The sequence below is a fragment of the Paraburkholderia sp. PREW-6R genome, assembly GCF_039621805.1.
GTDB lineage: Bacteria > Pseudomonadota > Gammaproteobacteria > Burkholderiales > Burkholderiaceae > Paraburkholderia.
The window spans coordinates 1,373,796-1,399,727 of the sequence record NZ_CP155074.1 but is presented as its reverse complement, the minus strand read 5'-3'; the positions used below and the strand labels follow the sequence as shown (position 1 = coordinate 1,399,727).

Genomic DNA, 25,932 nt, shown 5'->3' with positions numbered 1-25,932 from the left:
ATGATCTTTCGCTGCTTTAATGATATCGAGGTAGGCGCGGGCCGATTCAGGTTGGAAGCATGACCTGGGGCGGAGCCGGAAACCGCTTCGATGCGCAGAGTGTCGTCACGTCGCGGTGTGGGGGGCAAGCTGGCGGCGACGGGATAAACGAAAAGCGCCTTGATAGGCGGGCGCGTATGCATGCGAGGCATGTATCGCGATCTGCGCTCCGACGCTAAAGCCGTAAAAGACGCGCGCGCCACTCGACGATCACGTTGCCGCGTCGCATTGGGTGCGCGCGTTGGCTTATCATCGGCGAACATGTCCCTTTAAGCCGAGGTATCGATGATTGATCGCAGCATGGTGACAACCGCCTTTGAACTTCCGGGTTATCGCGCGGAACGTTCACTCGGCGTCGCTCGGGGCATCATCGTTCGGTCGCGCTCGGTGGTCGGCTCGATTGGCGCTTCACTGCAAACAATCTTTGGCGGCAATATCACGCTGTACACATCGCTATGCGAACGCGCGCGGCAGGATGCGTTCGAGCGCATGCTGCGCGAAGCGGATGCCCTCGGCGCGAACGCCATTATCGGCATGCGCTACGACGCGACGGAAATCGCACGCGGCATCACCGAAGTGCTGTGCTACGGCACGGCTGTGCAGGCAATTCGTGGCTAGACGGTGGGCGCCTGAGCGGTAGCGTCAGGAGACATCGCGCGGGCCAAGCGCGAAATCTACGTGCATGACGCGCACGATGACCTTCATCGCAGACCGGAACGAATGGAGATGACCATGATCCTGTCAGTCAGTCACTCGCCGAGCGCGAGGTTCAGGCGCCTGCGCAACATCTTCGGCTTCTTGCCGGTGAACGACGGCGCACGCGCGCAGGCGCCAGGCATGGACGCATCCCCCGACGCCGGCCCGGTCAGCGGCGCGGAGATCTCACGGGCGCGCCGGCTGTTGCAGGGCATCGAATCGGTGCGCGTACGGTTCCCGACCGAATTCCACGACGTGCTCATGCAGGCGGAAACCGCATACGCGAAAAGGCGGTGGACGCGGCACGTCGATCGCATTTTTTCAGCGTGCTGGGATGCTCGAATCTGTCGTGCGGCGAGGCAACGCGAAGCGGGCGGCGCACGTTGGCCGCGATGAAGTGGGCCGGGACGTTATGCAAGCAATACAGTGGACGGTCGTCGTCAGTCACCGGTTGAAGGTGCTTGATGGGCGGTGGTGAGCGTGGCCACGCTGACCCGCTGAAGACTGCGCGACGGGGTGGCCTGTCTGATTGCGAAGGGCCTGCCGGCGGCGGGCTTCCAGCACGAGCCCGCTTATCCACAGAAAATGTTCACATCCCTGTGGACAACTCCCGGTCAATCGCGCCAACTGATTGAGCGCAAGGCGATTTGTTCGCCAGCATGCCGTTCACGCGGCCTACGTCCGGCGCGTCGGCCAACAGTGCAAAACCCGCTCACTCCACCGGCGACGTCAGCAGCGAAACCGGCACACCGTGGCAACTCACCCGCTCAATCAGCGCCGCGCCGAGTTCGCCTTTCGACTGTCCGCTCGCACCGGCTAGCGTCACAGTCTTGTCCACCCGCAGAATATTGATGGGCCACGATGGGCGCGACAGCCGTTCATGCGCAAACGCGCCGACCCACAACGGCTCGGCCGATACACCGTCGCCCACTGCGTAACCGCTCGGCCAGAAGCGCAGCACGTCGCGTTCGTCGCGCGTGTCGCCTGGCCGCATGAAGACGAGCGACGAAGGCACACCGTTGTTCAGCTTCGGCAACACGGGCAGCGACACCGCCGCGACGTTCGGTGAAGCGAGCGAGAGCAGGCTGTGCGCGGACACGTCCGTGCCCTCGACCCAGCCTTGCGCGCGGAGTTGCCCCTTGATCGAATCGGCATTCGACACCCACTGCAACGTCAGCGGCTCCTTGCTGTCCCCGTCCATGTCGGAGCGATAACACGGCAGATGCTTCCACGTCGAGAGCGTCCATTGTGATTGCGAAACCAGCACGGTCGGCGGCTTTCGCGCGCTGCCCGCCGGCGGCGCGGGGTCCTGCACGCCGAGCTGAACGGCCACGCTGACCAGCACGACCACGAGCACGACGGCAGGCATCAGCGTGCGTGCGGGCGGCGTTTCCGGATGCCGCCAGATCGCGGACAGCGACACGAGCGCGACCCAGATATAGGCGAGCGCGGCGCCGCCGATCGCGTCGGACACCCAGTAGCGGCCGAAATACAGCCCCGCGAGCGCGATGATGATCACGATCACCGTACTCGCCGTTGCCACCAGCATGCCCTCCACGCGTCCCACCCGCCGCGCGAGCAGAAAGGCCAGAAAACCGTACACGACGACGGCTGCGGCAACGTGGTCGCTCGGGAACACGTAAGCGCCGGCCATCATCTCGTCGGGCGCGGCACGGCGCATCGCGAACTGCAGCGCGAAGATCAGCAACTGGGAGAACACGACCGCGGCAAGCCAGTAGCCGACCGTGCGCCAGCGCCGTTCGAGCGACATCCAGACGACGACCGTCACGACCAGCGCCGTCAGCGTGACGACGCTGCCGAGCGTCGCCAGTCCCGCAAGCACGCTGTCGCCCCACGGCGTGCGCACGGATTGCAGAAAGTGATAGACGGACAGATCGACCTGGGTCAGCGGATCGCCGCTCACCACGTCCTGCAACACGCCAAAGAACAGCGCGCCGGCGACCAGCACGATGAGCGTGGTGAAGAGGATCGTGCTGGCGTCAGGCGTCGCCGGATCGAGCAGTTTGCGCGCGAGGCGGCCGAGCGGCCCCGGATGCCGGCACGCCCAACTGCCGAGATTGCGCCCTGCGGCGCTCGACCACGCGTTTGCATGCGAAAGCAGAAAGCGCATCGCGCGATAGCTGACCCAGATAATGGCCAGCAGCATCGCAATGATGACGACGAGGCGGAACGACACCGCGCCCGCGAGCAGCACCGAGGCACCGAACACCACGCCTGGCAGGATGTGCGCGGGCGCCCACAGCAGCGCCGACAGCACATTCATCGCGTAAAAACGCGTGGGCGGCATGGCGAGCATGCCGGCGACGACCGGCACGATCGCCCGCAAAGGTCCGACGAAGCGGGCGAGCACCACGCTTTTCGCGCCGTGTTTCTTGAAGAACCGCTTGCCGGTGCCGAGTACTTCGGGGTGTTTGCAGAACGGCCAAAGCTGGACGATGCGATCCTTGTAGCGACTGCCGAGCCAGAAGCTCAGTCCGTCGCCGGCAATGGCACCCACGATCGCCCAGACGACGACCCAGCCGAGGCTCAGCGAGCCGGTGCCCGCCAGAGCGCCCGCAAGAAACATGGCGGTGCTGCCGGGAATGAAGGTGCCGATCACGGCAATCGCTTCGAGAAAGGCCGCGAGGAAGACGACCGTCAGTGTCCACGCCGGATGACCAGCCAGTTGATGCAACAGGTGGATGTAGGCGTGCTCCATCGTGGGCGATCAGCCATTGTGCCGTGACGGTTGATCATAACGCGCGATCACGCTCTTCATCTGTTTTGTATGTCGCCCGTGCCCGCGTTTTGCGATGTGGCCTGCGGCTCGCGGCGCGACGCCGATCGCGCCGTGACAGGTTGGCCGTGGAGGAACGGCGCTTGCGCGGGTCTTACTGATTGACCCTGGCGTGTCCCGTGCGTCACGCGGCGGGCGGCTAGAGGGTGAAGGAGCGGACTATGAAGATCGTCACAGGCAAAATCGTAGGCGCGGCATTCATGCTGGGAGTCGCGTCAGTGGGATGGGCGCAGACCGGCAATGTCGGTGGAGGGACCGGCTCGGTGACCGGAGGCGAGGCTGGTGCGGTGAACGCGCCTGGCGTCTCGACGGGATTGGGCGCGGGCGTGACCGCCGCACCGGGTACGGTGCCGGGCGCGGCGCGAGGCGCTGCGGGCGGTTCTGCCGGGACCGGGGTGCCGGCAGTGTCGGGTTTGCCCGGTGGTGCACGGGCAGCCCCGGCGCTCGGCGATATGCGCGCCAACGGCACGAGTCTTAACATGAACCCCGATCCGCGAGCGCCCAATGTGACCGGAAGGCCGGCGCCTGCGCGTTAGTGCTTCAACGCGCGGCTGCTGTTGATGCGGCAGCCCCGGCGCGCAGCCGTGGCGCCGTCAACATGCTTCGTTAAACGAAGTAAATTGTTTGTGTGCTGCGGACGACGCTTGGCTTCGCGCTACTAGCTGGCGTTCTGGAAGTCGCGGGGCAGAGATTAGGCGCAGGTGCAGTTGCAGGTGCGGACGAGGATCAACGGCGAAGCGGTTTGCGTCGGCTGTCCGATCCGCCGCCTGACCAGCCGCCCGGAGTGACGCGTCAGCGACGCTCAGCGGTTGCCGTCGAGCAGGTCGCCCAGCATTTCGTCAAAAGCGGCTTGCGCGTCTTCGAGTTCCTGAAGCGCGGCGTCGAAAGTTTGCAGCGCGAACTGCGAGGGCTTGCCGCTGCCGGCCGGCGGGAACTGCGACTGCAGAGAAGTGAACGCTGCCTTGACACGTTGCGTGGCGCTCAGCACGCGTTCCATTGCTGCCGCTTCTTCGGCTCGCGCCTTGTCGTGATCGATGTGATCCATGAAAACTCCGTGATCGTGTGTCGGCTCGCGCCTGATTAAAAGTGGGACTATGCCACGTCCGGCTCAGGACAGCGGCAACGCGCCGTTCGCTTTCACCTCGCGCAGCGACAGTGCCGATTCCACCGACGTCACGCCCGGCAGGCTGCGCATCTGGTCGCGCATGAAGCTGCCGTAGTCGTCCAGGTCGCGCGCGACCACTTGCAGGATGTAGTCGGCGCTGCCCGACACGTTGTGGCACGCCAGAATGCGCGGGATTGCCTGCACCTCGCGCTCGAAGCGCGTGGCCACCGCACGGTCGTGCACGGCAAAGCGCACATAGACGAACGCGATCACGCCCAGGCCTAGCGCGGAGCGGGACAGCATGGCCCGGTAGCCGTCGATGAAGCCGTCGTTTTCGAGCCGCTTGAGACGGCGCGCGCACGGCGTCTCGCTGAGCCCGACTGTTTCGGCAAGGCGAGCATTCGACATGCGCCCGTCATGCTGAAGCGCGGCGAGGATCGCCCGGTCGGTTTTATCGAGTTCGGCTGTCATGATAGTGAGCGTTGATGTGGTTTTGGCGGAAAACCTGCGAACAGAGGCGAATCTTAGCGCATTGCTCCAATTTGATAAGTCCGAGCCGGGAATTACGCCAGCAAACACTCCGTGGCTAGCGGCAAGATAGAGCGCTGAAACAGGAGGATTTCATGATTTCCGCGCATGTGCTGGCTCTTTTTATCGCTGCGTTATTCGTCGTTTATGCCGTGCCCGGGCCTGACATGGCACTCGTGCTGCAAATCAGTATTGGCCGGGGCATTCGTAGTGGTCTGGCCGCGGCCGGTGGGCTCGGCATTGCGCGCGCGACACACGTCACGCTGTCGGCCTGCGGTGTGGCGGCACTGCTGCGCAACGCACCGTGGCTTTACGACGTGGTGCGCTACGGCGGCGCGGTCTATCTGGCGTGGGTGGGCGTACAGATATTTCGTTCGCCAGTGTTTGCGTTGCCGGCGGGCGGCGCGTCACAGCCAACGTCGCACCCGACAGGACCAAACCACAAGCAGCCGCTGCGCGCTGCGTTCGTTAAAGGCCTATTGACCAGCCTGCTTAATCCTAAAGCGCTGCTCTTCTGTTCGGTGCTGCTGCCGCAGTTCGTGCGACCCGAAGCGGGTCCTGTCGGCTGGCAGATGGTTGAACTGGGCGCGGTATTGCTCGCAATCGGCGCGTGCTTCGACACGTTGTTTGCGACAGGCGCCGCGCGCATAGCCGGATGGTTGCGCGCTCATCCGTTGGCCCAGACGCTACAGCGCTGGACTTTTTCGGCGGCGCTGATCGGTTTCGCACTCAGGCTCTCGCTGGAATGACGCGAGCGGCGCAATGACGCTGCCGCGTCCGGCTACTTCTTGAGCTTGTGCTCGCGGCGCGGCCGGTCTTCGATAATCTTGCGGCGATGTTTGTCCTTCATCTTCTTCCAGCTCTTGCACTCGTCGCGCGTGCGCAGACAGCCAATGCAGAAGCCAGTTTTGCTATCGAACTTGCAGATGTCGATACAAGGTGAATCAATGCTCATGACGGGTGACAGTGGAAAAGACAATACAAAAAACTGTCGCACGCGCCATGCCCACGCGCCAAGTGATTGTGTTAATAAAGGCGATAGCGCGCCGTGCGCAAGCCACGGCCGCCTCTCTGTCTCGCATCGGGGCCAATGAAAACATTCCTGCTTTATGCGATTACCGCCGTCGCTGAAATCGTGGGCTGCTATTTGCCGTGGCGCTGGCTCAAGGAAGGTGGTTCGGCCTGGCTACTGGTGCCGGGCGCGCTGAGTCTTGCGCTGTTCGCGTGGCTGCTGACATTGCATGGAACCGCCGCTGGCCGTGTTTATGCGGCCTACGGCGGTGTGTATGTGGCTGTCGCCATTGCGTGGCTGTGGTGCGTGGACAAGGTGCGGCCCACGCTATGGGACGCGGCTGGCGCGGCCCTTACGCTCGCCGGCATGGCGATCATTGCGTTCCAGCCTCGCGTGTGATTGCCGGGGTTACTTCACCGTACCCAGATAATCGAGTTTGCCGAGTTCCACGCCGTTGTGACGGAGAATGTCGTACGCCGTCGTGATGTGAAAATAGAAATTCGGCAGCACGAAACCGAACAGATAGGACATGCCCGTGAACTCGATCGGACCGGTGCGCATTTTGAGCGTGATCTGGCGCTCTTCCTGTCCGTCGATCTGTTGCGCGTTAAATTCTTTCAGATAATCAATCGTCTTTTGAAGGCGGGCATGCAGTTCGTCGAAAGTCTGTTCGACGTCGTCGAATTTCGGCGCTTCGACGCCGGCCAGACGCGCGGCGCAACCTTTGGCGGTGTCGCTTGCGATATAGACCTGGCGCACGAGCGGCAACATGTCGGGCGCGAGCCTCGCCTGGGTGAACACGGACGGATCGATCTGTTTCTCCGCAGCGTGGGCCTGGGCCTTGCCAAGGATGGCCTGCAGATTCGTCAAGCCGCGAATCAACACGGGCAGAGATGCTTGATACATGGAAATGGGCATGGGGTTCCTCTAATGCTTTGATCGCGCGCGCGGAGGGCGCGCAAGGCAATGCAACGGCTGGATTGCCGCTGCAGCATCATAGCGCTTGCTGCGCGCGGTGCGCATGGATGCGACGCCGGATTAGCCATTCGGACAACTGCCGCGCGTGCCGGAACTGTGGTCGAATGCATGGGTCGGACGCATTGACGAAGCGCTTGAAACAGCAACCTGCCGCCGGTTGCCAGACAACGGTCGGGCAGATGCGTGCTGCGTTTTGGGTCCCTCCCGCGGCCCGCGCCGTCACGCCAACAGGAGAGTCGAAACCATGGTCAATAAGCATCCGCTGCCGGGAAGCGAGCGTACGGTAGAACAAGGTTCGAAGGTCGTTGGGCAATGCGATCCCACGGAACGGATCGAGGTGTTCGTGTTGCTGCGCCGGCAGAAGCAGGCGCAGTTCAACGCGTTGATGGGCCGGATCGAAGCAGGCGACCCGAGCGTCAAACCGCTGTCGCGCGAGGCGCTCGCAAGCGAGTACGGCGCGGACCCGGCTGACCTCGCGAAGGTGAAGGCGTTCGCCACGGCGCACGGCTTGACGGTGGTTCGCGAGGACGCGGCGGCGCGCTCCGTCGTGCTGGGCGGCACGATCGCACAGTTCCAGGCTGCCTTCAGCGTCAAGCTGGAACACTACGAGCACCATAGCGTCGGGCAGTTCCGTGGCCGTACGGGCACGATCAGCGTGCCGGACGACCTGAACGGGGTCGTTGAAGCCGTGATGGGGCTCGACAATCGTCCGCAGGCGCGGCCACATTTTCGCATCCGTCCGCCGTTCCAGCCGGCCAAAGGCCAGCAGACATCTTTCACGCCGCTGCAGCTCGCGTCGCTTTACCAGTTTCCGCAGGGCGACGGCAGTGGGCAGTGCGTCGGGATCATCGAGCTGGGCGGCGGTTATAACGCGTCCGATCTGAAAACCTATTTCGGAAGTCTCGGCGTGCCGTCGCCCACGGTGAAGTCGGTCGGCGTCGATCAGGGCAGCAACCAGCCAAGCGGAGACCCGAACGGGCCGGACGGCGAAGTGACGCTCGACGTCGAAATTGTCGGCGCGATCGTGCCGGCCGCGACCATCGCGGTGTATTTCACGCAGAACAGCGACGCCGGCTTCATCGACGCGGTGAGCCGCGCGGTGCACGACACCATCAACAAGCCGTCGGTCATCTCGATCAGCTGGGGCGGCCCGGAGTCGAGCTGGACGAGCCAGTCGCTGAACGCGTTCAACAGCGTGCTGCAGTCGGCCGCTACACTGGGTGTGACGGTCTGCGTGGCCTCGGGCGACAGCGGCTCGAGCGACGGCACGAGCGGCAGCGAGGTCGATTTCCCGGCGTCGAGCCCGTACGTGCTTGCCTGCGGCGGCACCAACCTCACGGCGTCGGGCACGTCCATTGCCCATGAAGTCGTGTGGAACGACGGCGCGCAAGGCGGCGCGGGCGGCGGTGGCGTAAGCCGCGCGTTTCCCGTGCCGGCGTGGCAGAACGGCTTGTCGGCCGCGTCGACGAAGGGGGCGAAGACCGCGTTGACCGGGCGCGGCGTGCCCGATGTCGCGGGCGACGCATCGCCGCTTACCGGCTATAGCGTGCTGATCGACGGTTCACAGACGGTGGTGGGCGGCACCAGCGCGGTCGCGCCGCTGTGGGCGGCGCTGATTGCGCGGATCAACGCGACAGCCGGTCAGCCCGCCGGGTTTATCAATCCGAAGCTGTACAAGGCACCGGGCGCCTGCAACGACATCACGCAGGGCAACAACGGGGCTTACGCGGCGGCAACCGGCTGGGATGCGTGCACGGGGCTCGGCAGTCCCAATGGTCAGAAAGTGGCCGCCGCACTATAGTCACTCACTCGCACCCCCGAGCCGCATCGTCTCGGGGAGGCGGCGCACAGACGTACAAGAGCCGTACAAGAGACGCGCAAGAAACGTACAACGAGAACGAACCCATGGAGCGATCATGACGAATACCGAGTCAGCTTCCGTTACTCCGCAGTCGCCGCACAATTCTCACGCCACGGCCACGCAGGCAGCCGCGAGCGCCGCGCATCAATCCGGCGACCAGCCGTTCTTCGATCCGGTTGCGTACGGCAACGGCCCGGACGACTCCGTCACGGCAATCGACGAAACTGCAGCGATCACGCATCATTCGATCACGATCGGCGGTCACAAGATCGACTACACCGCGACGGCGGGCCATTTGGTGATCGTCGACCCGAGCAGTTCGCAGCCGGAAGCGCGAATGTTTTATGTCGCGTTCACGCAGGACAAGCAGAAAGAGGAAACGCGGCCCGTGACGTTCTTCTATAACGGCGGCCCGGGGTCGTCGTCCGTGTTCGTGCTGCTCGGTTCGTTCGCGCCGCGCCGGATCAAGACCTCGATGCCCGGCTTCACGCCCCCCGCGCCGTACGCGATGGAAGACAATCCGGACAGTCTGCTCGACAAGAGCGACCTCGTGTTCATCAACCCGGTCGGCACCGGCTATTCGGCGGCGATCGCGCCGAAAACGAACCGCAATTTCTGGGGAGTGGACCAGGACGCCGATTCGCTCAAACAATTCATCAAGCGTTTTCTGACGAAGAACAATCGCTGGAATTCGCCGAAGTATCTTTATGGGGAATCGTACGGCACGGCACGCAGCTGCGTGCTGGCGTACCGGTTGCACGAAGACGGCGTGGATCTGAACGGCGTCACGCTGCAGTCGTCGATTCTCGACTATACGCAGGCGGGCAACCCGGTGGGCGCGCTGCCTACCGCCGCCGCGGACGCGTGGTACCACAAGAAGCTCGGCATTGCGCCGCGGCCGACCGACCTCGGAACGTTCGCCGAGGAAGTGGCGCAGTTTGCCCGCACCGACTATCTGGCGGCGCTGCGCAAATTCCCCGCCACCGATGACGCTACGGTCGAAAAGCTGAGCGAATACACGGGAATCGACAAGGCCACGCTGATTGCATGGAGCCTGGACATTACGTCTTACGACAGCCGCGGCAATTCGCTTTTTCTGACCACGCTGCTCAAGTCGCAAGGGCTGGCGCTCGGCGAGTATGACGGACGGGTGACGGCCATCGGCACCGGCATCGCAGGCAAGATCGACCCGAATTCCGGCGGCAACGATCCGACCATGACAGCGGTGACGGGTGTCTACACGACAATGTGGAACGTGTACCTGAACGAGCAGCTGAAGTACACCTCCAATTCCTCGTTCACGGATCTGAACGATCAGGCCTTCCAGTATTGGGATTTCAGCCATATCGATCCGACGGGGGCGCAGAAGGGCGTCGACAGCAAGGGCAATGTCATTCTTTACACCGCCGGCGACCTGGCCGCCGTGATGGCACTCAATCCGGATCTCAAGGTGCTGTCGGCAAACGGTTTTTTCGACTACGTGACGCCGTTTTACCAGACCGTGATCGATCTGCAGCAAATGCCGCTCGTGAGCCAGCAAGTCCGTGAGAACCTGTCGGCACGCTTCTATCCGTCGGGACACATGGTCTATCTTGACGCGGGGTCGCGCACCGCGTTGAAGGCAGATCTGGCGAAGATGTACGACACCACGGTGTCGAATACGCAGGCGCTTGGGCGGATTCGGGCGTTGCAGGCGCGCACGGTGGAGAAGAGGTAAGCGCGGAGTGCGCAGAAGCGGTATTACGCGCAAGGGCGCGTCGGGCAACCGGCGCGGCTCGTCCGATGCAGCGCAGGGCCAACAGGCGGGCAGGTCGTGCGCTAGCACGTGAGGCAAGCGCCGCGATCGGCCATGTCAAACACGCGCAGGCGTACGCCTGCGCTGAGCCCATGCATAGGATGTCGCCTTTTCACGCCTCCGCATTTTGGATGTGTTTTAATTGTCTTGCGAATAAGACTATTGCGCGCCCCGCCGGCGCGCCGACGAATGAACGCAGGCATTGCAGAAGAGCGTCGCTTCCAACCTTCAAGCGACGCAACCAGCAGTAGGGTCAACACTTTCATGCGAGTAGGCGCCGGCCGGTGTCGCCGCGCGCGGCGTTTGCTAAGCGCGCGTCTCGCCTGTCTGCTCGGTCTTGGCGCATTGTTCGCGGCATATGCAACGGCCGCCTGTGCGCAAAGCGCCGGTATGCTCGATAAGCGCGTCACACAGCAATCGGTTAGCGAGACGATTTGTCGGTCGGGTTATGCGGATTCGGTTGCGCCGCCCTTCAGCCATGTGATGGCGCAAAAGGACCGCATGCTGGCGGCGCGCGGTATCGACGCGGACGAGGCGGCCGATTTCGCACTCGACCGGCGCGTGCCGATCGTTCTCGGCGGCGCGCCGGATGCGTCGGCGAATTTAGGTCTGCTGCCGTGGGCGGGCAAGCAGGGCGAACGCCGCAAGGCACGCGCAGCTGTCATGCTCAGGCGCTGCGTGTGTGAAGGCAAGTTGAGTCTCGCCGACGCGCAGGCGGCAATCGTCGGCAACTGGTCAGTCGTTTATTCGGGTTTTGGCCAGACGTCGTGCGACATTGGCCGGCTCGATGTCGCAACCGGTGAAGACGGCGACCGCCATGACCGCAGCGGCGACCACGATGGCGCGCCGTGAGATCCGCCTGTCTGAGCGCCAAAGCGCCCGGCAGCACGGCGAACGCAAGTGGCGAGTGAATTCCCCCCGAAGTACTTTTAGCTATTTTTTACCCCGCTTATTCAGGTAGAGTGCATTAACGGAGCTTTCAGTTCCGTATCTGACGTCACTGTGCCGCATCGTTTCCTGGCCGCTCGCGGCTTTGAAGACAGGACGAAATTCGAAGGGGAGATTTGAATGATCGCTTTCTATCTGTCATTGGCTGCATTGGGCGCCGCGGGTGCCGCACTCATCCACGAAATGGCGGCGGCTCGGGCACGGCAGCGCGCCGCACGCGTGCGGGTCGGTTCAGGCAAAGCAAACCGTCGCGAAATGCGCGGGTAGGTCGTATGAACCTGATCGTGCGCAATATTGGCGAGTCGTGCAGCGAGCAGGAAATCCGCGATTTCCTACATAATGAGCTTGGACATTACGCAAAGAGCATCGACGTGGCGAATGCCGGCAAACCCGGCGCCTATGCCACGGTCGAACTCGACGCCAATGTGCCCTATGTAGGCGATATCATTGCGCGGCAGATCAACGGCAAGCATCTGGGCGGCTCAGCGCTCGAAGCAAGCGCGGATCTTTTCAGCGACGAGCCGCCGCCAGCGCACTGAGTGCAGTCAGGGCGTTCGTGTGTCTGGCCAGTCGAACGGCGTGTAGGGCAACGCGCGCTTGTGGCGCGTCACTTCGTAGTAGCGCATGATGACTTCGTGCGCTGCATCGCTCACGGGCTTGCCTTCCAGAAAGTCGTCGATCGCCTCGTACGGGACACCGTAGGCGTCTTCATCCGGACGTTGCGGGCGCAACATTTCGAGGTCGGCGGTCGGCACTTTGTGCACCAGTGCTTCAGGCGCGCCCAACTGCTGTCCCACAGCACGCACGCGCCGTTTGTTCAGGCCGGCAAGCGGCAGGATGTCCGCGCCACCGTCGCCGAATTTCGTAAAAAAGCCCATTACCGACTCAGCCGCATGGTCCGTGCCGATCACGACGCCGGCCCGCGCACTCGCCACGGCATACTGCGCAATCATTCGCTGGCGCGCCTTGATATTGCCGTGAACGAAATCCTGTTGCGAGTCGTCGGAAAACAGCAGGCCGCTTTTATCCAATGCTGCGAGCATTGCATCCGCGGCGGGTTTGACATCAATGACAAGATTTTCGTCCGCGCGAATAAAGCGCAGCGCTTCCTGAGCGTCTGCTTCGTCTTTCTGAATGCCATAGGGCAGGCGTATTGCGACGAAACGCGCATCGTACTGAGCGGCGCGCAGACGTTCGACCGCAAGTTGCGCGAGGCGCCCGGCGGTTGTCGAATCGATACCGCCGCTAATGCCAAGCACATACGTTTTCAGCCCACTGCTGCGTAAGTAGTTCGCCAGAAAATCTACCCGGCGCTCGATTTCGCGCTCAGCGCTGAAGTCGGCGCCCACATGCATTTCCGCCGCGATGCTGGACTGGCGTGCGATTGAGTCCGGTTGCGTCATGATTGATTTTCGCTCCTTGGGCATTGCGCAGTTTCAAGATGAAATGATTGGCACGGGCACGCGACAGCTTTGCCTGCACGCTCACGAGCGTGCCAGCACCACGCCGGCCAGCGCAACTATGAAGCCCGCGATCTGCACCGGCAATAGGGTCTCGCCGAACCCCACGAACCCTTCCACAGCGGCAAACGGCGGCGCGAGGAACATCAGCGCGGTAGCGCGCGCCGCATCGCCGCGCCGGACCATCCACACGAGCAGCGTCACGCTCGCGCCCGACAACATCACGATTCCCCATGCGAGCGAAGCCCACAGCGTCGCCGAGGCAATCCAGCGATGTTCGCCGAGCGCGAGCGCGAGCGCGAGGACCGCCGCGACGAGCGCCGCGCCGAAGTTCTGTACGGCGCTCGCGCTGCGCAGGTCCGCGTTTGCCAGCGACGTCTTCTGCAGCAACGTGCCGGCGGTGATTGCGCCGACCGCCACAAGCGAGATCGTCACGACGAGCCAGCCGGGCGCGTTGCCATGTGCGACCGGCGCAGCCGTCGACGTGAGCTTGGGTTCGAGTACCAGCACGACGCCCGCGAGGCCGAGCGCCATGCCCGCCCAGCCGCGCCGTGACAGCCGCTCGCCGAAGAACGGCGCTGCGACGGCGGCAGTGGCAAGGGGTTGCAGCGCGCCGAGCAGCGCCATCACGCCCGCGCTCAGCCCCTGCGCGACGGCCCAGTAGCCGGCGCCGAGGTAGATGCCCTGCAACAGCGCGCCTGCCAGCAGATGCAGGCCCAACGCGCGGCCGCGCGGCCATGCGGCGCGCGCAGCCAACGCCGCCAGCGCGAATATCAGTGCGGTGCCGGCGAAGCGCGCGAGCAGGAACAGGTTGGGGTCGGCATAAGGCGTGATCGCGCGGGCGACGACAAATCCGGTTGACCATAAGACGACGAATACGGCGGCAATGAAGAAGGCGAGCATGGGGTGCGTCGGGCGGTTGAAAAACCGTCATCTTGTCGACGGTGGCGTGGCGCGTCTTGTTCGAAGCTGCACCGGCGGGAAGCAAGTAGCGATCCGCGCGGCCAGCGGCCGTCCCTGCGCTGGGCAGCCCGCCTACCAGATGAGCAGCACCGTCCCTGCGCCGAGCAGCCCCCCGCACACTGCGCAAGCCCAGAGCAGCACGCGTGTGCGGCGGTATTCGCGGCCGATGTCCGCGAGCATTTGCGCGTTCTGGCGCGGCGTGCGTGCGCGATCGTGTTCCTGCTGCAGGTAACGGACCGCGAGTTGCGGTACACGCGGCAGCATGTGCGCGAGATGCGGCAGTTCACGTGAAATGCGCTTGATCCAGCCGCGATGGTTGACGTCGCGTTGTGCGATGCCGGCTAGCACGCCACGCGTGATAGTCCAGGTATCGACGCCGGGATGCAGCGCGCGCGCCAGCATCTCCGCCTGATGGAACGAGCGCTGAGCAGTGGCGAGGCGCCCCGGCACCGCGCCCTCGAAAGGATGCACCGCATGCAGCAGATGATGAAACAGCGAACCTGCCGAGCGGTCCTCCGGCTCGGCCGCGAAATGTGCTTCGGCGCGCGTGCGAAGCTCGGCCTCGAGAATTTCCGCGCGCGTGTCGTGCGGCACGTGGCCGGCGGCGCGATGCATCTCGGCGAGTCGTCCGTAATCCTGGTCGAACAGCGCGGTGGCGCCGTGCACGAAGAACTCCCGCTCGCCCGTCGACAAACTCGACATGATCGAAAATTCCGCCAGCACGAGACGCCCCAACGTGTCGGGCTCGATGCTCACGCGCACGCGGCGCGCATCGAGCGTCGCGTGGAAGAACCCGTGCTCGAAAGCCTGCTCGGTCACCACTTCGACGATGTGCGCGGCGAGCGGCGCGAGCCGGACGTGATGCGCGTGCAGGGCAGGCAGGTCGTTTGCCGGCAAGGTGCTGATGCGCTGCATGGTCAGCGTGTGGTTCGTGCACAGATCCCAGATCACATCCGGGATGACGATGCGTTTGTCGCCGTCGAAGTGATGGCCGGTCTGACTCAGGTTCGCGGCTTCGGCGCGCAGATCGAAACGGCGCAGCACGTCGTCGGTGAACGATTGGGCGAGCGTGCGCAGTTGCAGGCGGCGCGCGGTGCGCGAAAACTTTTCCAGCCAGCGCGCAACCCAGCGCAACAGCGCGAGTTCGTCGCCGATCTGCTGAAGCTGGGCGACGCGCACCAGTTTGACAGCCACGTCGCGATGCCCGTTGACCGGCTCCAGAAGCCGTGCAAAGTGCGTCTGCTCGGCAAATCCGCTGCGTACCGGCACCAGATCCAGCGCGCTGAACAGCGTGCCGAGCGGTCGGCCGAAAGCGCGCTGCAACGCCTGCTCGGACTCGGCCGGCGACAGCGGCGCTTCCATGTGGTCGATCGCGTCGATCGCGTCGTGTAGCGTTGCGCTCGCGAGCTCCGGACGTTGCGCGAGCGTTTGGGCAAAGCGGGTCGCAAGCGGGCCCAGCGCCGGCAGCAGATCGTGCAGACTGTCGCCGCTACGGCCGGATGCGTGCACCCGGCCGATCAGTTCGATCATCCAGTGCAATTTGTGATCGGCCGGCGCGGCCAGCCAGATCAGGCGTGCACCGTAGCGCAACGCGTGGAACAGCAGTGATAGTCGGCGAAACAGTGGCGGCATTAGCAGTCATGTCGATGCACCGCGCAAGCTCGATGAAAGTCGGTTGCGCGGCAGGGCGTTCAGGTTAGCAGGTAAGGGCGCCGTCGGGCACATTCGCGCGTCGTGCGTAATACAATACGCCGGCCTTCCTGAACCACGGCGAAACCGAGGCGTGCCGGCTCCCGGCCCACAACAGATGCTTGCAGAACAACGTCACCAATACATCCTGGCGCAAGTCGCCAAAACGGGCGCGCTCTCCGTGGCCGAGCTGGTCCGCGAACTGAATGTGTCGCGCGAAACGATCCGCCGCGACCTGAACGCATTGGCCGGACGCGGGCTACTGGTCACCACGCACGGCGGCGCGCTATCCAGCGACCGGCGCGAGCCCGACCTCGACACGCGTGAAGCGGCGAACGCCGGCGCGAAGCAGGCAATCGGCGAACGTGCAGCCGGGTTCGTGCCGGACGGCGCGTCGCTCATCATCGATTCGGGCAGCACCACGCAGGCGGTGGCGCGCGCGCTGCTCGACCGGCATCGGCTGGTGGTGTACACGAACGACTGGCGCATCGCGCTGCTGCTCGGCCGCCGCAATGACAATCGCATTACGCTGCTCGGCGGCGAATTGTCCGATATCGAAGACGCAACGTTCGGCCTCGACACCGTTGCGCAACTTACCCAGTATCACGCGGACTTTGCGTTCATCGGCGCGGGCGGCATTTCGCCGGACGGCTATCTGACCGACTACAGCCGCATGGCCGCCGAGGTGCGCAGCCGGATGATCGCGGCGGCCGACATGGTGATCGTGGTCGCCGACCATTCGAAATTCGGCCGCGCCACGCCGGTGCGCATCAACGGCATCGAATCGGCACGTTATCTGGTCACCGAGCTTGCGCCGGAAAAAGCGATCGGCAAGGCGATCACCTCACATGGTCCGGAAATCCTGATCGCATAAAAGTAAGGCGGTTGATGGTGACCGAGCCCGGCGACGAAGAAAGCGGGATTGGCCAATATTGGCGAATTGTGGCTTTTTTTGGAATTTGCCAGAATCGTCACGGCGTTGTCATCGAAAACTGTGATCCTTGCCTCGCCCAATTCAGGCATGACCAGCGGCGACACAGTCACAGGTAAGCTGCAAGTCACGCTGAAGAGATGCAGCGAAGTTGTCGGCAATCTGCAATTCCACGGTTCGCGCCAGCGGGCCGTCCCATACGAATGCGCACGACGACTGGCTGCGGGGCCACCCGCAAGCGGCGCGCGCTACCGCCGTTCAATGACAACAGGTATCGGGGTATCCCGACCGTCTGGTTTTTTGCCTTTCGGAGATAGCAACATGACAAAGACGAATTCCCTTCACGCGACGGCTCGCCTCGCGCGCAAACTGCTGCCGGCTCTGGTTGCCGCCGCGGCGTTCGGCGGCGTGGCGATGCAGGCTCATGCGGCCGACGCAGTGGTGCTGTACACCGCCGACGGCCTCGAAAATCTGTACAAGGATGTGCTGCCGGCCTTCGAAAAGAAGGAAGGCGTGAAGGTCAACATCGTGACGGCGGGTAGCGGCGAAGTGGTGAACCGCGCAACGATCGAAAAGGACCAGCCGAAGGCCGACGTGCTCGTCACGTTGCCGCCGTTCATCCAGCAAGCCGATCAGTCCGGTCTGCTGCAGGCTTATCAGAGCGCCAATTACAAGAACGTGCCCGCGATTGCCAAGGCGTCGAACGGCGCGTGGGCAACGTTCGTGAACAACTACTTCTCGTTCGCGATCAACCCGGACGTCACGAAGAACCAGCCGAAGACCTTCGCCGATCTGCTGCAGCCGGACTTCAGCGGCAAGGTCGCTTATTCGAACCCGGCCACGGCGGGCGACGGAATGGCCGTCATTATCCTGACGTCTTCGCTGATGGGTGAAGACAAGGCGTTCGACTATCTGAAGAAGCTTGAGCAGAGCGCCAAGTTCCACACCAAGGGCACGGGCTATCTCGACGTGCTGCTGTCGCGCAATGAAATCGCCGTCGCCAACGGCGACCTGCAAATGGATCTCGACGACGCCGCGAACGGCGGCCTGTCGCTCAAGCCGGTGTTCCTGTCGGCGACGCCCGGCGGCCAGCCGACCACGTTCCAGTTGCCGTACGCGATCGGTCTGATCAAAGGCGGCCCGAACCAGGCCGAGGGCAAGAAACTGATCGACTACCTGATGTCGACGGAAGTGCAGGCGAAGGTGCCGGACATCTTCGGCATTCCGGGCCGCACCGACGTGCCGCTCGCCGGCAAGAACGGCGAAGCCGTCAAGCAGGCGATCTCGGGCGTGAAGCTGATTCCGGTGGACTGGAATCAGGTCATGACGAAGAAGGCCGACTGGACCACGCGCTGGAAAAACGACGTGATCGGTTCGTCGGGCAAGCAGATCGAAGTGGTCAAACCGAAGTAAGCAGTCATGCCTCGTTGCTGAGCACGTGAGCGCGTCGGTCACGTGCTCGCGCTGCTGCAACTGCAATACAGACGGCGCCTCGCGTTTCGCGCGAGGCCTGTCGGCTTTAACCCCGTTGGAGGATGAACCCGGTGAATACGGCCAGTCTCGCTCACCCCGACGCGCTCGGCGCTTCACCGGACGCGCTGGATGCCGCGCGTTCGGCCACGCCCGGCGGCGTGCAGATCGATCACCTGACGGTGCGCTTTGGATCGCGCACGGTGCTCGACGATCTCTCCCTGACGATCCAGCGCGGCGAGTTGCTCACTGTGCTCGGACGTAGCGGCTGCGGCAAGACCACGTTGCTGCGCTTCATCGCGGGCTTCATCGAGGCGGACGGCCTTTCCGGCACGCTGACGGTGGCCGGTCACGATCTCACGCACGTGCCGCCGCACAAGCGCAATCTCGGTCTGCTGTTCCAGAGTTATGCGCTGTTTCCGCATCTGTCGGTGTACGACAACGTGGCGTTCGGTCTGCGCGCGCGCCGTACGCCTTCGAAAGACGTCGCACGCCGCGTGGCCGATGCGCTCAAGCTCGTGCAACTCGGCGATGCCGGCCATGTGATGCCCGCACAGTTGTCAGGCGGCATGCAGCAGCGCGTGGCGCTCGCCCGTGCGCTGGTGATCGAGCCCGACGTGCTGCTGCTCGACGAACCGCTTTCCGCACTCGACGCCAACCTGCGCGCGTCGGTGCGCTCCGAACTCAAGGCATTGCACGAGCGCCTGCCCAATCTGACGATCGTCTGCGTCACGCACGACCAGGACGACGCACTGGTGCTGTCCGACCGCACGCTGCTGATGCGCGAAGGCCGCATCGCACAGCTCGGCACGCCGCAGCAGTTGTACGACACGCCGGCCGACGGCTTCGTCGCGCGCTATCTCGGTGCGGCCAATCTGCTGCCGCCGCAAGTCGCGTTCGGGATGAACGACGCCCGCTACAACGAGCGCGGCCGCGTGGCCTGTCTGCGTCCGGAAGCGCTGCGGATCGTGCCGCTCGGTGAAGGGCAGTTGCACGGCGCGATCACGTCGGTCGAATGGTACGGCGCGGTGTTGTCGGTGTCCGTCGCGCTCGACGCGATGCCCAGCGAGCCCGTGCTGGTTCATATGCAACGTGGCCACGGCATGATGCCGGAGAAGGGCGCGCGCGTTTCCCTGCATTACGAGGCTGACGATGTCGTCCTTATCAAGCCCTGATACGCAGGATTCGCTGGCTGCGGCCGGCGCGGCCGCCGACGCGCGCCGCAGCGCAAGCGCGGCGTCCCATGCGGCGGCAGTGAAGCGCCGCGAACGCGCGGCGCAATGGCACCTGCTGTTTCTCGCCGTGGTCGTGCTCGGCCCGCTCGTGATTTATCCGCTCGTGCGCCTCGTGTTGCTGAGTTTGACGGGACCGCATGGGTTGAGTCTGCACGCGTATTCGGCATTCTTTGGCAATCCGGAAACGAGCGGCGTGATCGGCACGACACTGTGGATTCTGTTCGCGAGTGCGGGACTTGCGTCGCTGCTCGGGATCGCGCTGGCTTCGCTGCTGTTCTTCAAGCCGTTTCCGGGCGCGCGGATGGTCACGCGCTTTCTGGAGCTGTTCGTCGCGTTCCCGTCGTTTCTGGTCGCGTTCACGCTGATCTTTCTGTATGGCTCGCAAGGCTCGGTCAGCATCGGCTTGCAGCAGTTGTTCCACTTGCAGGCGCCGCCGCTGAATTTCCTGTTCGGCGTGGGCGGCGTGATTCTCGCGGAAGTGGTGTTCTACGCGCCGTTCGTCGTGCGGCCGACACTCGCTTCGTTCGCCACGCTCGACATGCGCCTGATCGAAGCGGCGCGCAGTCTCGGCGCGAACGGCTCGATGGTCGCGTTCAAGGTCATTTTGCCGCTCGCATGGCCGGGCATCGCCGCGGGCACGATCCTGTGTTTCCTGCTGACGCTCAACGAGTTCGGCATTCTGCTCGTGCTCGGCAGCGCGCATCTGATCACGCTGCCAGTGGCGATCTATAGTTCCGCGACGGTCGACCTCGATCTGCCGACGGCCGCCGCCGGCGCCGTGGTGATGCTGATCATGTCCTTGTCGCTGTACGCGTTGTACCGCCAGGTCAACCGTCGCAACGTGAAAGGAGCGGGCCATGGCCGTTGAACTCGATCCGACCGTGCTGCCGGTCATGCACGGCAAAGCGCGGCCGGTGCGCCGCAGTCTGGCCGCGCGCGTGCTGGGCAGCCTCTTTCTCGGCTTTGCGGCTCTGCTGTGTTTCTGGCTGTTCGTGTTGCCGGTGCTGGTGGTTGCATTGTCTAGCGTGGCCGCTCACTGGTCGGGCACGATCCTGCCCGACGGCTTCAGCATGCGCTGGTTCGAGCGGCTCGGTTCGAGCGACTTCGACGCGCTGACCACGAGCCTCGAAATCGGCATGGGCGTCGCGGTGCTCGGTACGATTCTCGGTCTGTGGCTCGCGCTCGCACTGGAAGGGCGCGACCGCCGCGGCCTGGGCGCAGTCGTCGACACCATCGCGATGATGCCCAACGGCGTGCCGAGCGTAGTGCTCGGCCTCGCGGTGCTGATCGCGTATCACAAACGGCCTGTCGATCTGTCCAGTTCGGCGGCGATCGTCGTGTTCGTGCAGCTCGCGCTGGTGCTGCCGTTCTGCTACCGCTGCGCCGCCGCCGCGCTGCGCCCCGAGCTGACGATTCTGCGCGAGGCGGCCGCAAGCCTCGGGGCGCCGCCGTCGATGGTGTTGCGCCGCGTCGTGCTGCCGCAACTCGTGCCGGCGATACGCGCGAGTCTCGCGCTCGGTTTTGCGCTCTCGCTCGGCGAACTCGGGGCGACGCTCACGGTGTATCCGCCGGGCTTTGCGACGGTGCCGATCGTCGTGGTCGGGCAGGTTGAGCGCGGCTATTACCTGCCTGCCTCCGCGCTTTCGCTGATCCTGCTGATGGTGTCGCTCGCCGCTCTATTGCTGATCGCCGCGCGTGTGCCGCGCCGTCGGGTCGACTGACGCGTAACTCTTCGTATCCGTGTGATGAAGCTGCCGGGCGCATGGCACGCCGGCAGATCGTCGTATATCGGTGTGGCGAAAGTTGTCAAAATGACCGAAAATATGCAAAACGCTGCTATCGATCCAATCGATATCGTGCGCCGGCATTCGCTGACTACGCTGGTGCGCGACGAGATTGAACGGCACATCGTCGAAGGTGAGCTCGCGCCCGGCGACAAACTGAACGAAGCCGACTGGGCCGCGCGTCTGCACGTATCGCGCGGGCCGGTGCGCGAAGCGTTTCGTGCGCTGGAGCAGGCGGGTCTCGTGCGCACTGAAAAAAATCGTGGCGTGTTTGTGCGGACGCTGTCGCTCGCGGAAGCCGACGAGATCGACGCGGTGCGCGCGGTGCTCGAGGAAGCGGCCTGCCGGATGCTCGCGGTCCAAATCGACGCGCGCAAGCTTGCTGGATTGCGCGAATGGCTCGATGCCATGCGCGCGGCGTCCGATGCTGCCGATCACGACGCCTATGCGCGCGCGAGGCTTGCGTTTCACGACGCGCTGGTGGTTGCGGCGGGAAACCGGAAGCTGTATGAGACGTATCGGAGGCTTGTCGGCGAAATGAGTCTTTTTCGACGCGCTGCGCCGGTAGCGCATGCGGATGCGATGGCGCGCTCGCTCGCCGGGCATCGCGCAATGCTGACAGCGCTTGCATCGCGCGATGGCGAGCGGGCGGCGGCGTTAATGCGGACGCATACGTCCCAGCCGAAGGTGGCGGTGTGCGTCGACGGATGTGAGTTTGGCTACCTCTAAGCGGCGGCTGTTGCTGGCGTTGCGCTGTTCATCGGCAAGATGCTGGAGGTGAGGCGGCGATCAAGGGCGACTGCGTGGTGCCGCCGGTTACGAACCTCGTCGTCTGGTGATCGTACGCGGCGTGCCGCCGTCATGTATGGCATGCACTCGATGTGCTCTATGTGTTCGTTATGTGTTCCATCTTTGTACGGGCAGGAAGATTGGGATGGTTTTGCCGGCGAACGTCGACGGTAGACGCGCTGTGTTCAAAGACGCCGCTGGGTATGGGTGAGAGTGAGAGGTGAGAGGTGAGAGGTGAGAGGTGAGAGGTGAGAGGTGAGAGGTGAGAGGTGAGAGGTGAGAGGTGAGAGGTGAGAGGTGAGAGGTGAGAGGTGAGAGGTGAGGCTCACGCGTTATGAACGGTCGCAGAGTTCCGAGTGCCTGCCCGGCTTGTCGCGTGAGCGAGCCGGCGATGCTTTGGGCTTCGATTTCGCGCTGAGTTGCATCGTCGAAAGGGCGGTCGGAGGGCTTTGGGTTGCCGCCGGGCATGTGCACGAAGCGGCCCTACGCGTGTGATTTGCGAGTTGCGCGCGGGGGGCTGGTCGACGTGTGGGAAATGCCGGAGGCTCGGACCGGGCTGATGCCGCTTGGCGGCATCGAGGAGGCGGCCTGGCTATGAGAAAGGCGCTCAGGAAGCGATGAAACCGTCAGTCGTCTGAAGACCTTTCGTTACTTTGGGAGTAGGAACGTGGCACTGAGCTTGAACGACATCCACTCGTTGTATGAGCGATACGGCAACCTCGCTTATAGCGGCGAGCCGGTGACGCAGTTGGAACATGCGCTGCAAAGCGGCGCGCTGGCGGAAGAGGCGAGCGCTGACGAGTCGCTGGTGGCCGCGGCGTTTCTGCATGACCTCGGACATCTGCTGAATCTGCAGGGCGAGACGCCGACGGAGCGGGGCATCGACGATCTGCATCAATACTTTGCGCTGCCTTTCTTGCGGCCGGTGTTCGGCGACGCGGTGCTTGAGCCGATCCGGCTGCACGTCGACGCCAAGCGCTGCCTCTGCGCGATCGACGACGCCTATTTCGGCCAGCTTTCCGCCGACTCAGTGCGCAGTCTGGAATTGCAGGGGGGTGTTTTCAGCCGGGACGAGGCTGAAGCGTTCCTGCAGAGACCCTATGCCGAAGACGCGCTGCGTCTGCGCAGATGGGACGATCGCGCGAAGGAAGCGAACCGTGCGACGCCGGATCTCGATCACTACATGGGTGTCGTGCAGCGGGTCATGCAGCAGCACGCGGGGCGCTCTGTCGTTTGAGTGTTTGTGTTGCCGGTGTCTGCTGATTTTGCCGATGTCCGCTGATACGCGCTCAGGGGTTTTGAGCGCTTGTGTCGTGCCATCTGTGCAGGTGAACGGGCGCGACGCGCATCGTTAATACGCCTGTCAAAATAACGCTTGCCAGGCGGGGTGGGGCTCGCTAGAATCTCGCTCTTTCGTGCTCCGGACGCCGGGGCACGGGAAGCGGGAGAGCCTTGGCTGGCGAGGCTTTCGGCGCGGTGGGCAGGTTCAGGAAGTTGCTGAAAACTGTTGACGGCGACACGAAAGTTCTTCATAATCTCGTTTCTCTGCTGCTGATGCAGCGGGCGCAGAAACGAAGCGGTGCAGGGGGTGGCGAAGGTAGTCATCCGGTGCAGCGCGCTCGTGGAAGCGTAACTGATCTTTAAAAACTAACAGCCGATAAGTGTGGGCGCTTGATGCGCTGGCGCACACCGGGTCTTACGGGGCCGGGTGAAGCGAAAGTATCAGGTCTCACACAGTAATGAAAGGAAGGTTTTTCTGTCGAGAGATGGAAGGATCATTCGTCAGTACGTTGAGTGAGCGACCGGGTTCGAGAGAGCCCGAGAAACAGTAACAGGTTTGAACTGAAGAGTTTGATCCTGGCTCAGATTGAACGCTGGCGGCATGCCTTACACATGCAAGTCGAACGGCAGCACGGGGGCAACCCTGGTGGCGAGTGGCGAACGGGTGAGTAATACATCGGAACGTGTCCTGTAGTGGGGGATAGCCCGGCGAAAGCCGGATTAATACCGCATACGCTCTGCGGAGGAAAGCGGGGGATCCTTCGGGACCTCGTGCTACAGGGGCGGCCGATGGCAGATTAGCTAGTTGGTGGGGTAAAGGCCTACCAAGGCGACGATCTGTAGCTGGTCTGAGAGGACGACCAGCCACACTGGGACTGAGACACGGCCCAGACTCCTACGGGAGGCAGCAGTGGGGAATTTTGGACAATGGGCGCAAGCCTGATCCAGCAATGCCGCGTGTGTGAAGAAGGCCTTCGGGTTGTAAAGCACTTTTGTCCGGAAAGAAAACGCTGTGGTTAATACCTGTGGCGGATGACGGTACCGGAAGAATAAGCACCGGCTAACTACGTGCCAGCAGCCGCGGTAATACGTAGGGTGCAAGCGTTAATCGGAATTACTGGGCGTAAAGCGTGCGCAGGCGGTTCGCTAAGACAGATGTGAAATCCCCGGGCTTAACCTGGGAACTGCATTTGTGACTGGCGGGCTAGAGTATGGCAGAGGGGGGTAGAATTCCACGTGTAGCAGTGAAATGCGTAGAGATGTGGAGGAATACCGATGGCGAAGGCAGCCCCCTGGGCCAATACTGACGCTCATGCACGAAAGCGTGGGGAGCAAACAGGATTAGATACCCTGGTAGTCCACGCCCTAAACGATGTCAACTGGTTGTCGGGCCTTCATTGGCTTGGTAACGTAGCTAACGCGTGAAGTTGACCGCCTGGGGAGTACGGTCGCAAGATTAAAACTCAAAGGAATTGACGGGGACCCGCACAAGCGGTGGATGATGTGGATTAATTCGATGCAACGCGAAAAACCTTACCTACCCTTGACATGTATGGAAGTCTGCCGAGAGGTGGATGTGCCCGAAAGGGAGCCATAACACAGGTGCTGCATGGCTGTCGTCAGCTCGTGTCGTGAGATGTTGGGTTAAGTCCCGCAACGAGCGCAACCCTTGTCCCTAGTTGCTACGCAAGAGCACTCCAGGGAGACTGCCGGTGACAAACCGGAGGAAGGTGGGGATGACGTCAAGTCCTCATGGCCCTTATGGGTAGGGCTTCACACGTCATACAATGGTCGGAACAGAGGGTTGCCAAGCCGCGAGGTGGAGCCAATCCCAGAAAACCGATCGTAGTCCGGATCGCACTCTGCAACTCGGGTGCGTGAAGCTGGAATCGCTAGTAATCGCGGATCAGCATGCCGCGGTGAATACGTTCCCGGGTCTTGTACACACCGCCCGTCACACCATGGGAGTGGGTTTTACCAGAAGTGGCTAGTCTAACCGCAAGGAGGACGGTCACCACGGTAGGATTCATGACTGGGGTGAAGTCGTAACAAGGTAGCCGTATCGGAAGGTGCGGCTGGATCACCTCCTTTCCAGAGCTTATGCGTCAGGCGACGCACCAAGCGCTCACGCTTATCGGCTGTGAACTTTGAAGACACACATGCACAGCATACGCAGACAGACTCAGGGGTCTGTAGCTCAGCCGGTTAGAGCACCGTCTTGATAAGGCGGGGGTCGATGGTTCGAATCCATCCAGACCCACCACTGATTCTGCGGTGGCTGACCGGTGAGACCCCCGGGGATGGAAAGCAGATGCTGTTCTGTGCATGACCGGGGGGATTAGCTCAGCTGGGAGAGCACCTGCTTTGCAAGCAGGGGGTCGTCGGTTCGATCCCGTCATCCTCCACCAATCCTCAATGCCTAGTGTTCGGTATTCACCGAGCGTTATGCATTGGCGATTGAGCCAGTCAGAGCGATACGTGGTGATGGTAACTGCGCTATCGGCTGTCGTTCTTTAACAATCAGGAAGAAGTAGTAAAGAGATTCACGAAAGATCACTTAGAGATGGGTGA

General features: G+C 63.2%; 24 protein-coding genes, 2 tRNA genes and 1 rRNA gene. 19 read left to right on the top strand and 8 right to left on the bottom strand.

The annotated features are described in order from the left end of the window. Nucleotides 1–324 precede the first annotated feature (324 nt). Nucleotides 325–657 (top strand): YbjQ family protein, encoded by a 333-nt coding sequence (locus AAGS40_RS21405; RefSeq protein WP_345814802.1) that lies wholly within the window; start codon nucleotides 325–327, stop codon nucleotides 655–657. A 114-nt stretch (nucleotides 658–771) separates the two neighbouring features. Further along, nucleotides 772–1,131, top strand: coding sequence for a hypothetical protein (locus AAGS40_RS21400; protein WP_345814801.1), 360 nt, complete (start codon nucleotides 772–774; stop codon nucleotides 1,129–1,131). A gap of 316 nt (nucleotides 1,132–1,447) precedes the next feature. Here AAGS40_RS21400 and AAGS40_RS21395 read toward each other — a convergent pair whose 3' ends face one another. Next, on the bottom strand, nucleotides 1,448–3,454 hold the full coding sequence (locus AAGS40_RS21395) for a VTT domain-containing protein (protein WP_345814799.1): 2,007 nt from the start codon (nucleotides 3,452–3,454) through the stop codon (nucleotides 1,448–1,450). Between the two features lie 239 nt (nucleotides 3,455–3,693). On the opposite strand from AAGS40_RS21395, the gene AAGS40_RS21390 reads away from it, so the two are divergent. Then, a complete protein-coding gene (locus tag AAGS40_RS21390) occupies nucleotides 3,694–4,068 on the top strand; it encodes a hypothetical protein (RefSeq protein ID WP_345814797.1) in 375 nt (124 codons plus the stop codon). 266 nt (nucleotides 4,069–4,334) lie between these two features. On the opposite strand, the gene AAGS40_RS21385 is transcribed toward AAGS40_RS21390, so the two are convergent. Together AAGS40_RS21385 and AAGS40_RS21380 are read right to left on the bottom strand one after the other, a co-directional pair. Further along, nucleotides 4,335–4,568, bottom strand: coding sequence for a hypothetical protein (locus tag AAGS40_RS21385; protein WP_345816538.1), 234 nt, complete (start codon nucleotides 4,566–4,568; stop codon nucleotides 4,335–4,337). Between the two features lie 72 nt (nucleotides 4,569–4,640). Beyond that, complete coding sequence (locus tag AAGS40_RS21380; protein ID WP_345814795.1) at nucleotides 4,641–5,108, bottom strand: Lrp/AsnC family transcriptional regulator; 468 nt, start codon at nucleotides 5,106–5,108, stop codon at nucleotides 4,641–4,643. A gap of 152 nt (nucleotides 5,109–5,260) precedes the next feature. On the opposite strand from AAGS40_RS21380, the gene AAGS40_RS21375 reads away from it, so the two are divergent. Next, nucleotides 5,261–5,914 carry a LysE family translocator gene (locus AAGS40_RS21375; RefSeq protein WP_345814794.1) on the top strand — a complete coding sequence of 218 codons (654 nt, stop codon included), beginning with the start codon at nucleotides 5,261–5,263 and terminating at the stop codon, nucleotides 5,912–5,914. Between the two features lie 32 nt (nucleotides 5,915–5,946). On the opposite strand, the gene AAGS40_RS21370 is transcribed toward AAGS40_RS21375, so the two are convergent. Further along, nucleotides 5,947–6,120, bottom strand: coding sequence for a DUF1289 domain-containing protein (locus AAGS40_RS21370; RefSeq protein ID WP_345814793.1), 174 nt, complete (start codon nucleotides 6,118–6,120; stop codon nucleotides 5,947–5,949). Nucleotides 6,121–6,255: 135 nt separating this feature from the next. On the opposite strand from AAGS40_RS21370, the gene AAGS40_RS21365 reads away from it, so the two are divergent. Further along, nucleotides 6,256–6,576, top strand: coding sequence for a YnfA family protein (locus AAGS40_RS21365; protein ID WP_345814792.1), 321 nt, complete (start codon nucleotides 6,256–6,258; stop codon nucleotides 6,574–6,576). A 9-nt stretch (nucleotides 6,577–6,585) separates the two neighbouring features. Here AAGS40_RS21365 and AAGS40_RS21360 read toward each other — a convergent pair whose 3' ends face one another. After that, a complete protein-coding gene (locus tag AAGS40_RS21360) occupies nucleotides 6,586–7,095 on the bottom strand; it encodes a DUF1993 domain-containing protein (RefSeq protein ID WP_345814790.1) in 510 nt (169 codons plus the stop codon). Nucleotides 7,096–7,399: 304 nt separating this feature from the next. On the opposite strand from AAGS40_RS21360, the gene AAGS40_RS21355 reads away from it, so the two are divergent. From AAGS40_RS21355 to AAGS40_RS21340, 4 genes are all read left to right on the top strand, one after another. Next, complete coding sequence (locus tag AAGS40_RS21355) at nucleotides 7,400–8,956, top strand: S53 family peptidase (RefSeq protein WP_345814788.1); 1,557 nt, start codon at nucleotides 7,400–7,402, stop codon at nucleotides 8,954–8,956. Nucleotides 8,957–9,071: 115 nt separating this feature from the next. After that, on the top strand, nucleotides 9,072–10,733 hold the full coding sequence (locus tag AAGS40_RS21350) for a peptidase S1 (RefSeq protein WP_345814786.1): 1,662 nt from the start codon (nucleotides 9,072–9,074) through the stop codon (nucleotides 10,731–10,733). 267 nt (nucleotides 10,734–11,000) lie between these two features. Next, nucleotides 11,001–11,663 (top strand): hypothetical protein, encoded by a 663-nt coding sequence (locus tag AAGS40_RS21345; protein WP_345814785.1) that lies wholly within the window; start codon nucleotides 11,001–11,003, stop codon nucleotides 11,661–11,663. Between the two features lie 368 nt (nucleotides 11,664–12,031). Then, nucleotides 12,032–12,298, top strand: coding sequence for an RNA-binding protein (locus AAGS40_RS21340; protein ID WP_345814784.1), 267 nt, complete (start codon nucleotides 12,032–12,034; stop codon nucleotides 12,296–12,298). A 6-nt stretch (nucleotides 12,299–12,304) separates the two neighbouring features. On the opposite strand, the gene nadE is transcribed toward AAGS40_RS21340, so the two are convergent. The 3 genes from nadE to AAGS40_RS21325 form a co-directional block, all read right to left on the bottom strand. Next, nucleotides 12,305–13,162, bottom strand: a complete 858-nt coding sequence (nadE, locus tag AAGS40_RS21335; RefSeq protein ID WP_345814783.1) for an ammonia-dependent NAD(+) synthetase — start codon at nucleotides 13,160–13,162, stop codon at nucleotides 12,305–12,307. Between the two features lie 81 nt (nucleotides 13,163–13,243). Next, on the bottom strand, nucleotides 13,244–14,122 hold the full coding sequence (locus tag AAGS40_RS21330) for a DMT family transporter (protein ID WP_345814781.1): 879 nt from the start codon (nucleotides 14,120–14,122) through the stop codon (nucleotides 13,244–13,246). A 132-nt stretch (nucleotides 14,123–14,254) separates the two neighbouring features. Further along, nucleotides 14,255–15,814: an AarF/UbiB family protein gene (locus tag AAGS40_RS21325; protein WP_345814780.1), complete on the bottom strand. Its 1,560-nt coding sequence runs from the start codon at nucleotides 15,812–15,814 to the stop codon at nucleotides 14,255–14,257. Nucleotides 15,815–15,989: 175 nt separating this feature from the next. On the opposite strand from AAGS40_RS21325, the gene AAGS40_RS21320 reads away from it, so the two are divergent. From AAGS40_RS21320 to AAGS40_RS21275, 10 genes are all read left to right on the top strand, one after another. Continuing rightward, nucleotides 15,990–16,745 (top strand): DeoR/GlpR family DNA-binding transcription regulator, encoded by a 756-nt coding sequence (locus tag AAGS40_RS21320; RefSeq protein WP_345814779.1) that lies wholly within the window; start codon nucleotides 15,990–15,992, stop codon nucleotides 16,743–16,745. Nucleotides 16,746–17,123: 378 nt separating this feature from the next. After that, on the top strand, nucleotides 17,124–18,215 hold the full coding sequence (gene phnS / locus AAGS40_RS21315) for a 2-aminoethylphosphonate ABC transporter substrate-binding protein (protein ID WP_345814777.1): 1,092 nt from the start codon (nucleotides 17,124–17,126) through the stop codon (nucleotides 18,213–18,215). Between the two features lie 131 nt (nucleotides 18,216–18,346). Beyond that, nucleotides 18,347–19,447 carry a 2-aminoethylphosphonate ABC transport system ATP-binding subunit PhnT gene (gene phnT / locus AAGS40_RS21310; RefSeq protein ID WP_345814776.1) on the top strand — a complete coding sequence of 367 codons (1,101 nt, stop codon included), beginning with the start codon at nucleotides 18,347–18,349 and terminating at the stop codon, nucleotides 19,445–19,447. Continuing rightward, on the top strand, nucleotides 19,425–20,375 hold the full coding sequence (locus AAGS40_RS21305; protein WP_345814775.1) for a 2-aminoethylphosphonate ABC transporter permease subunit: 951 nt from the start codon (nucleotides 19,425–19,427) through the stop codon (nucleotides 20,373–20,375). Before phnT ends, AAGS40_RS21305 begins: the two co-directional genes overlap by 23 nt. Beyond that, nucleotides 20,365–21,228, top strand: a complete 864-nt coding sequence (gene phnV / locus AAGS40_RS21300; protein WP_345814774.1) for a 2-aminoethylphosphonate ABC transport system, membrane component PhnV — start codon at nucleotides 20,365–20,367, stop codon at nucleotides 21,226–21,228. Before AAGS40_RS21305 ends, phnV begins: the two co-directional genes overlap by 11 nt. Nucleotides 21,229–21,318: 90 nt before the next feature. Beyond that, entirely contained in the window at nucleotides 21,319–22,020 is a 702-nt protein-coding gene (locus AAGS40_RS21295; protein WP_345814773.1) for a phosphonate utilization associated transcriptional regulator, read from the top strand. Nucleotides 22,021–22,747: 727 nt separating this feature from the next. Then, nucleotides 22,748–23,317, top strand: coding sequence for a phosphonate degradation HD-domain oxygenase (locus tag AAGS40_RS21290; RefSeq protein ID WP_345814772.1), 570 nt, complete (start codon nucleotides 22,748–22,750; stop codon nucleotides 23,315–23,317). Nucleotides 23,318–23,919: 602 nt separating this feature from the next. After that, nucleotides 23,920–25,452 (top strand): 16S ribosomal RNA (locus tag AAGS40_RS21285). 95 nt (nucleotides 25,453–25,547) lie between these two features. Continuing rightward, nucleotides 25,548–25,624 (top strand) — tRNA-Ile (locus AAGS40_RS21280). A 69-nt stretch (nucleotides 25,625–25,693) separates the two neighbouring features. Further along, nucleotides 25,694–25,769, top strand: a tRNA-Ala gene (locus tag AAGS40_RS21275). The last annotated feature ends 163 nt before the right edge of the window (nucleotides 25,770–25,932 follow it).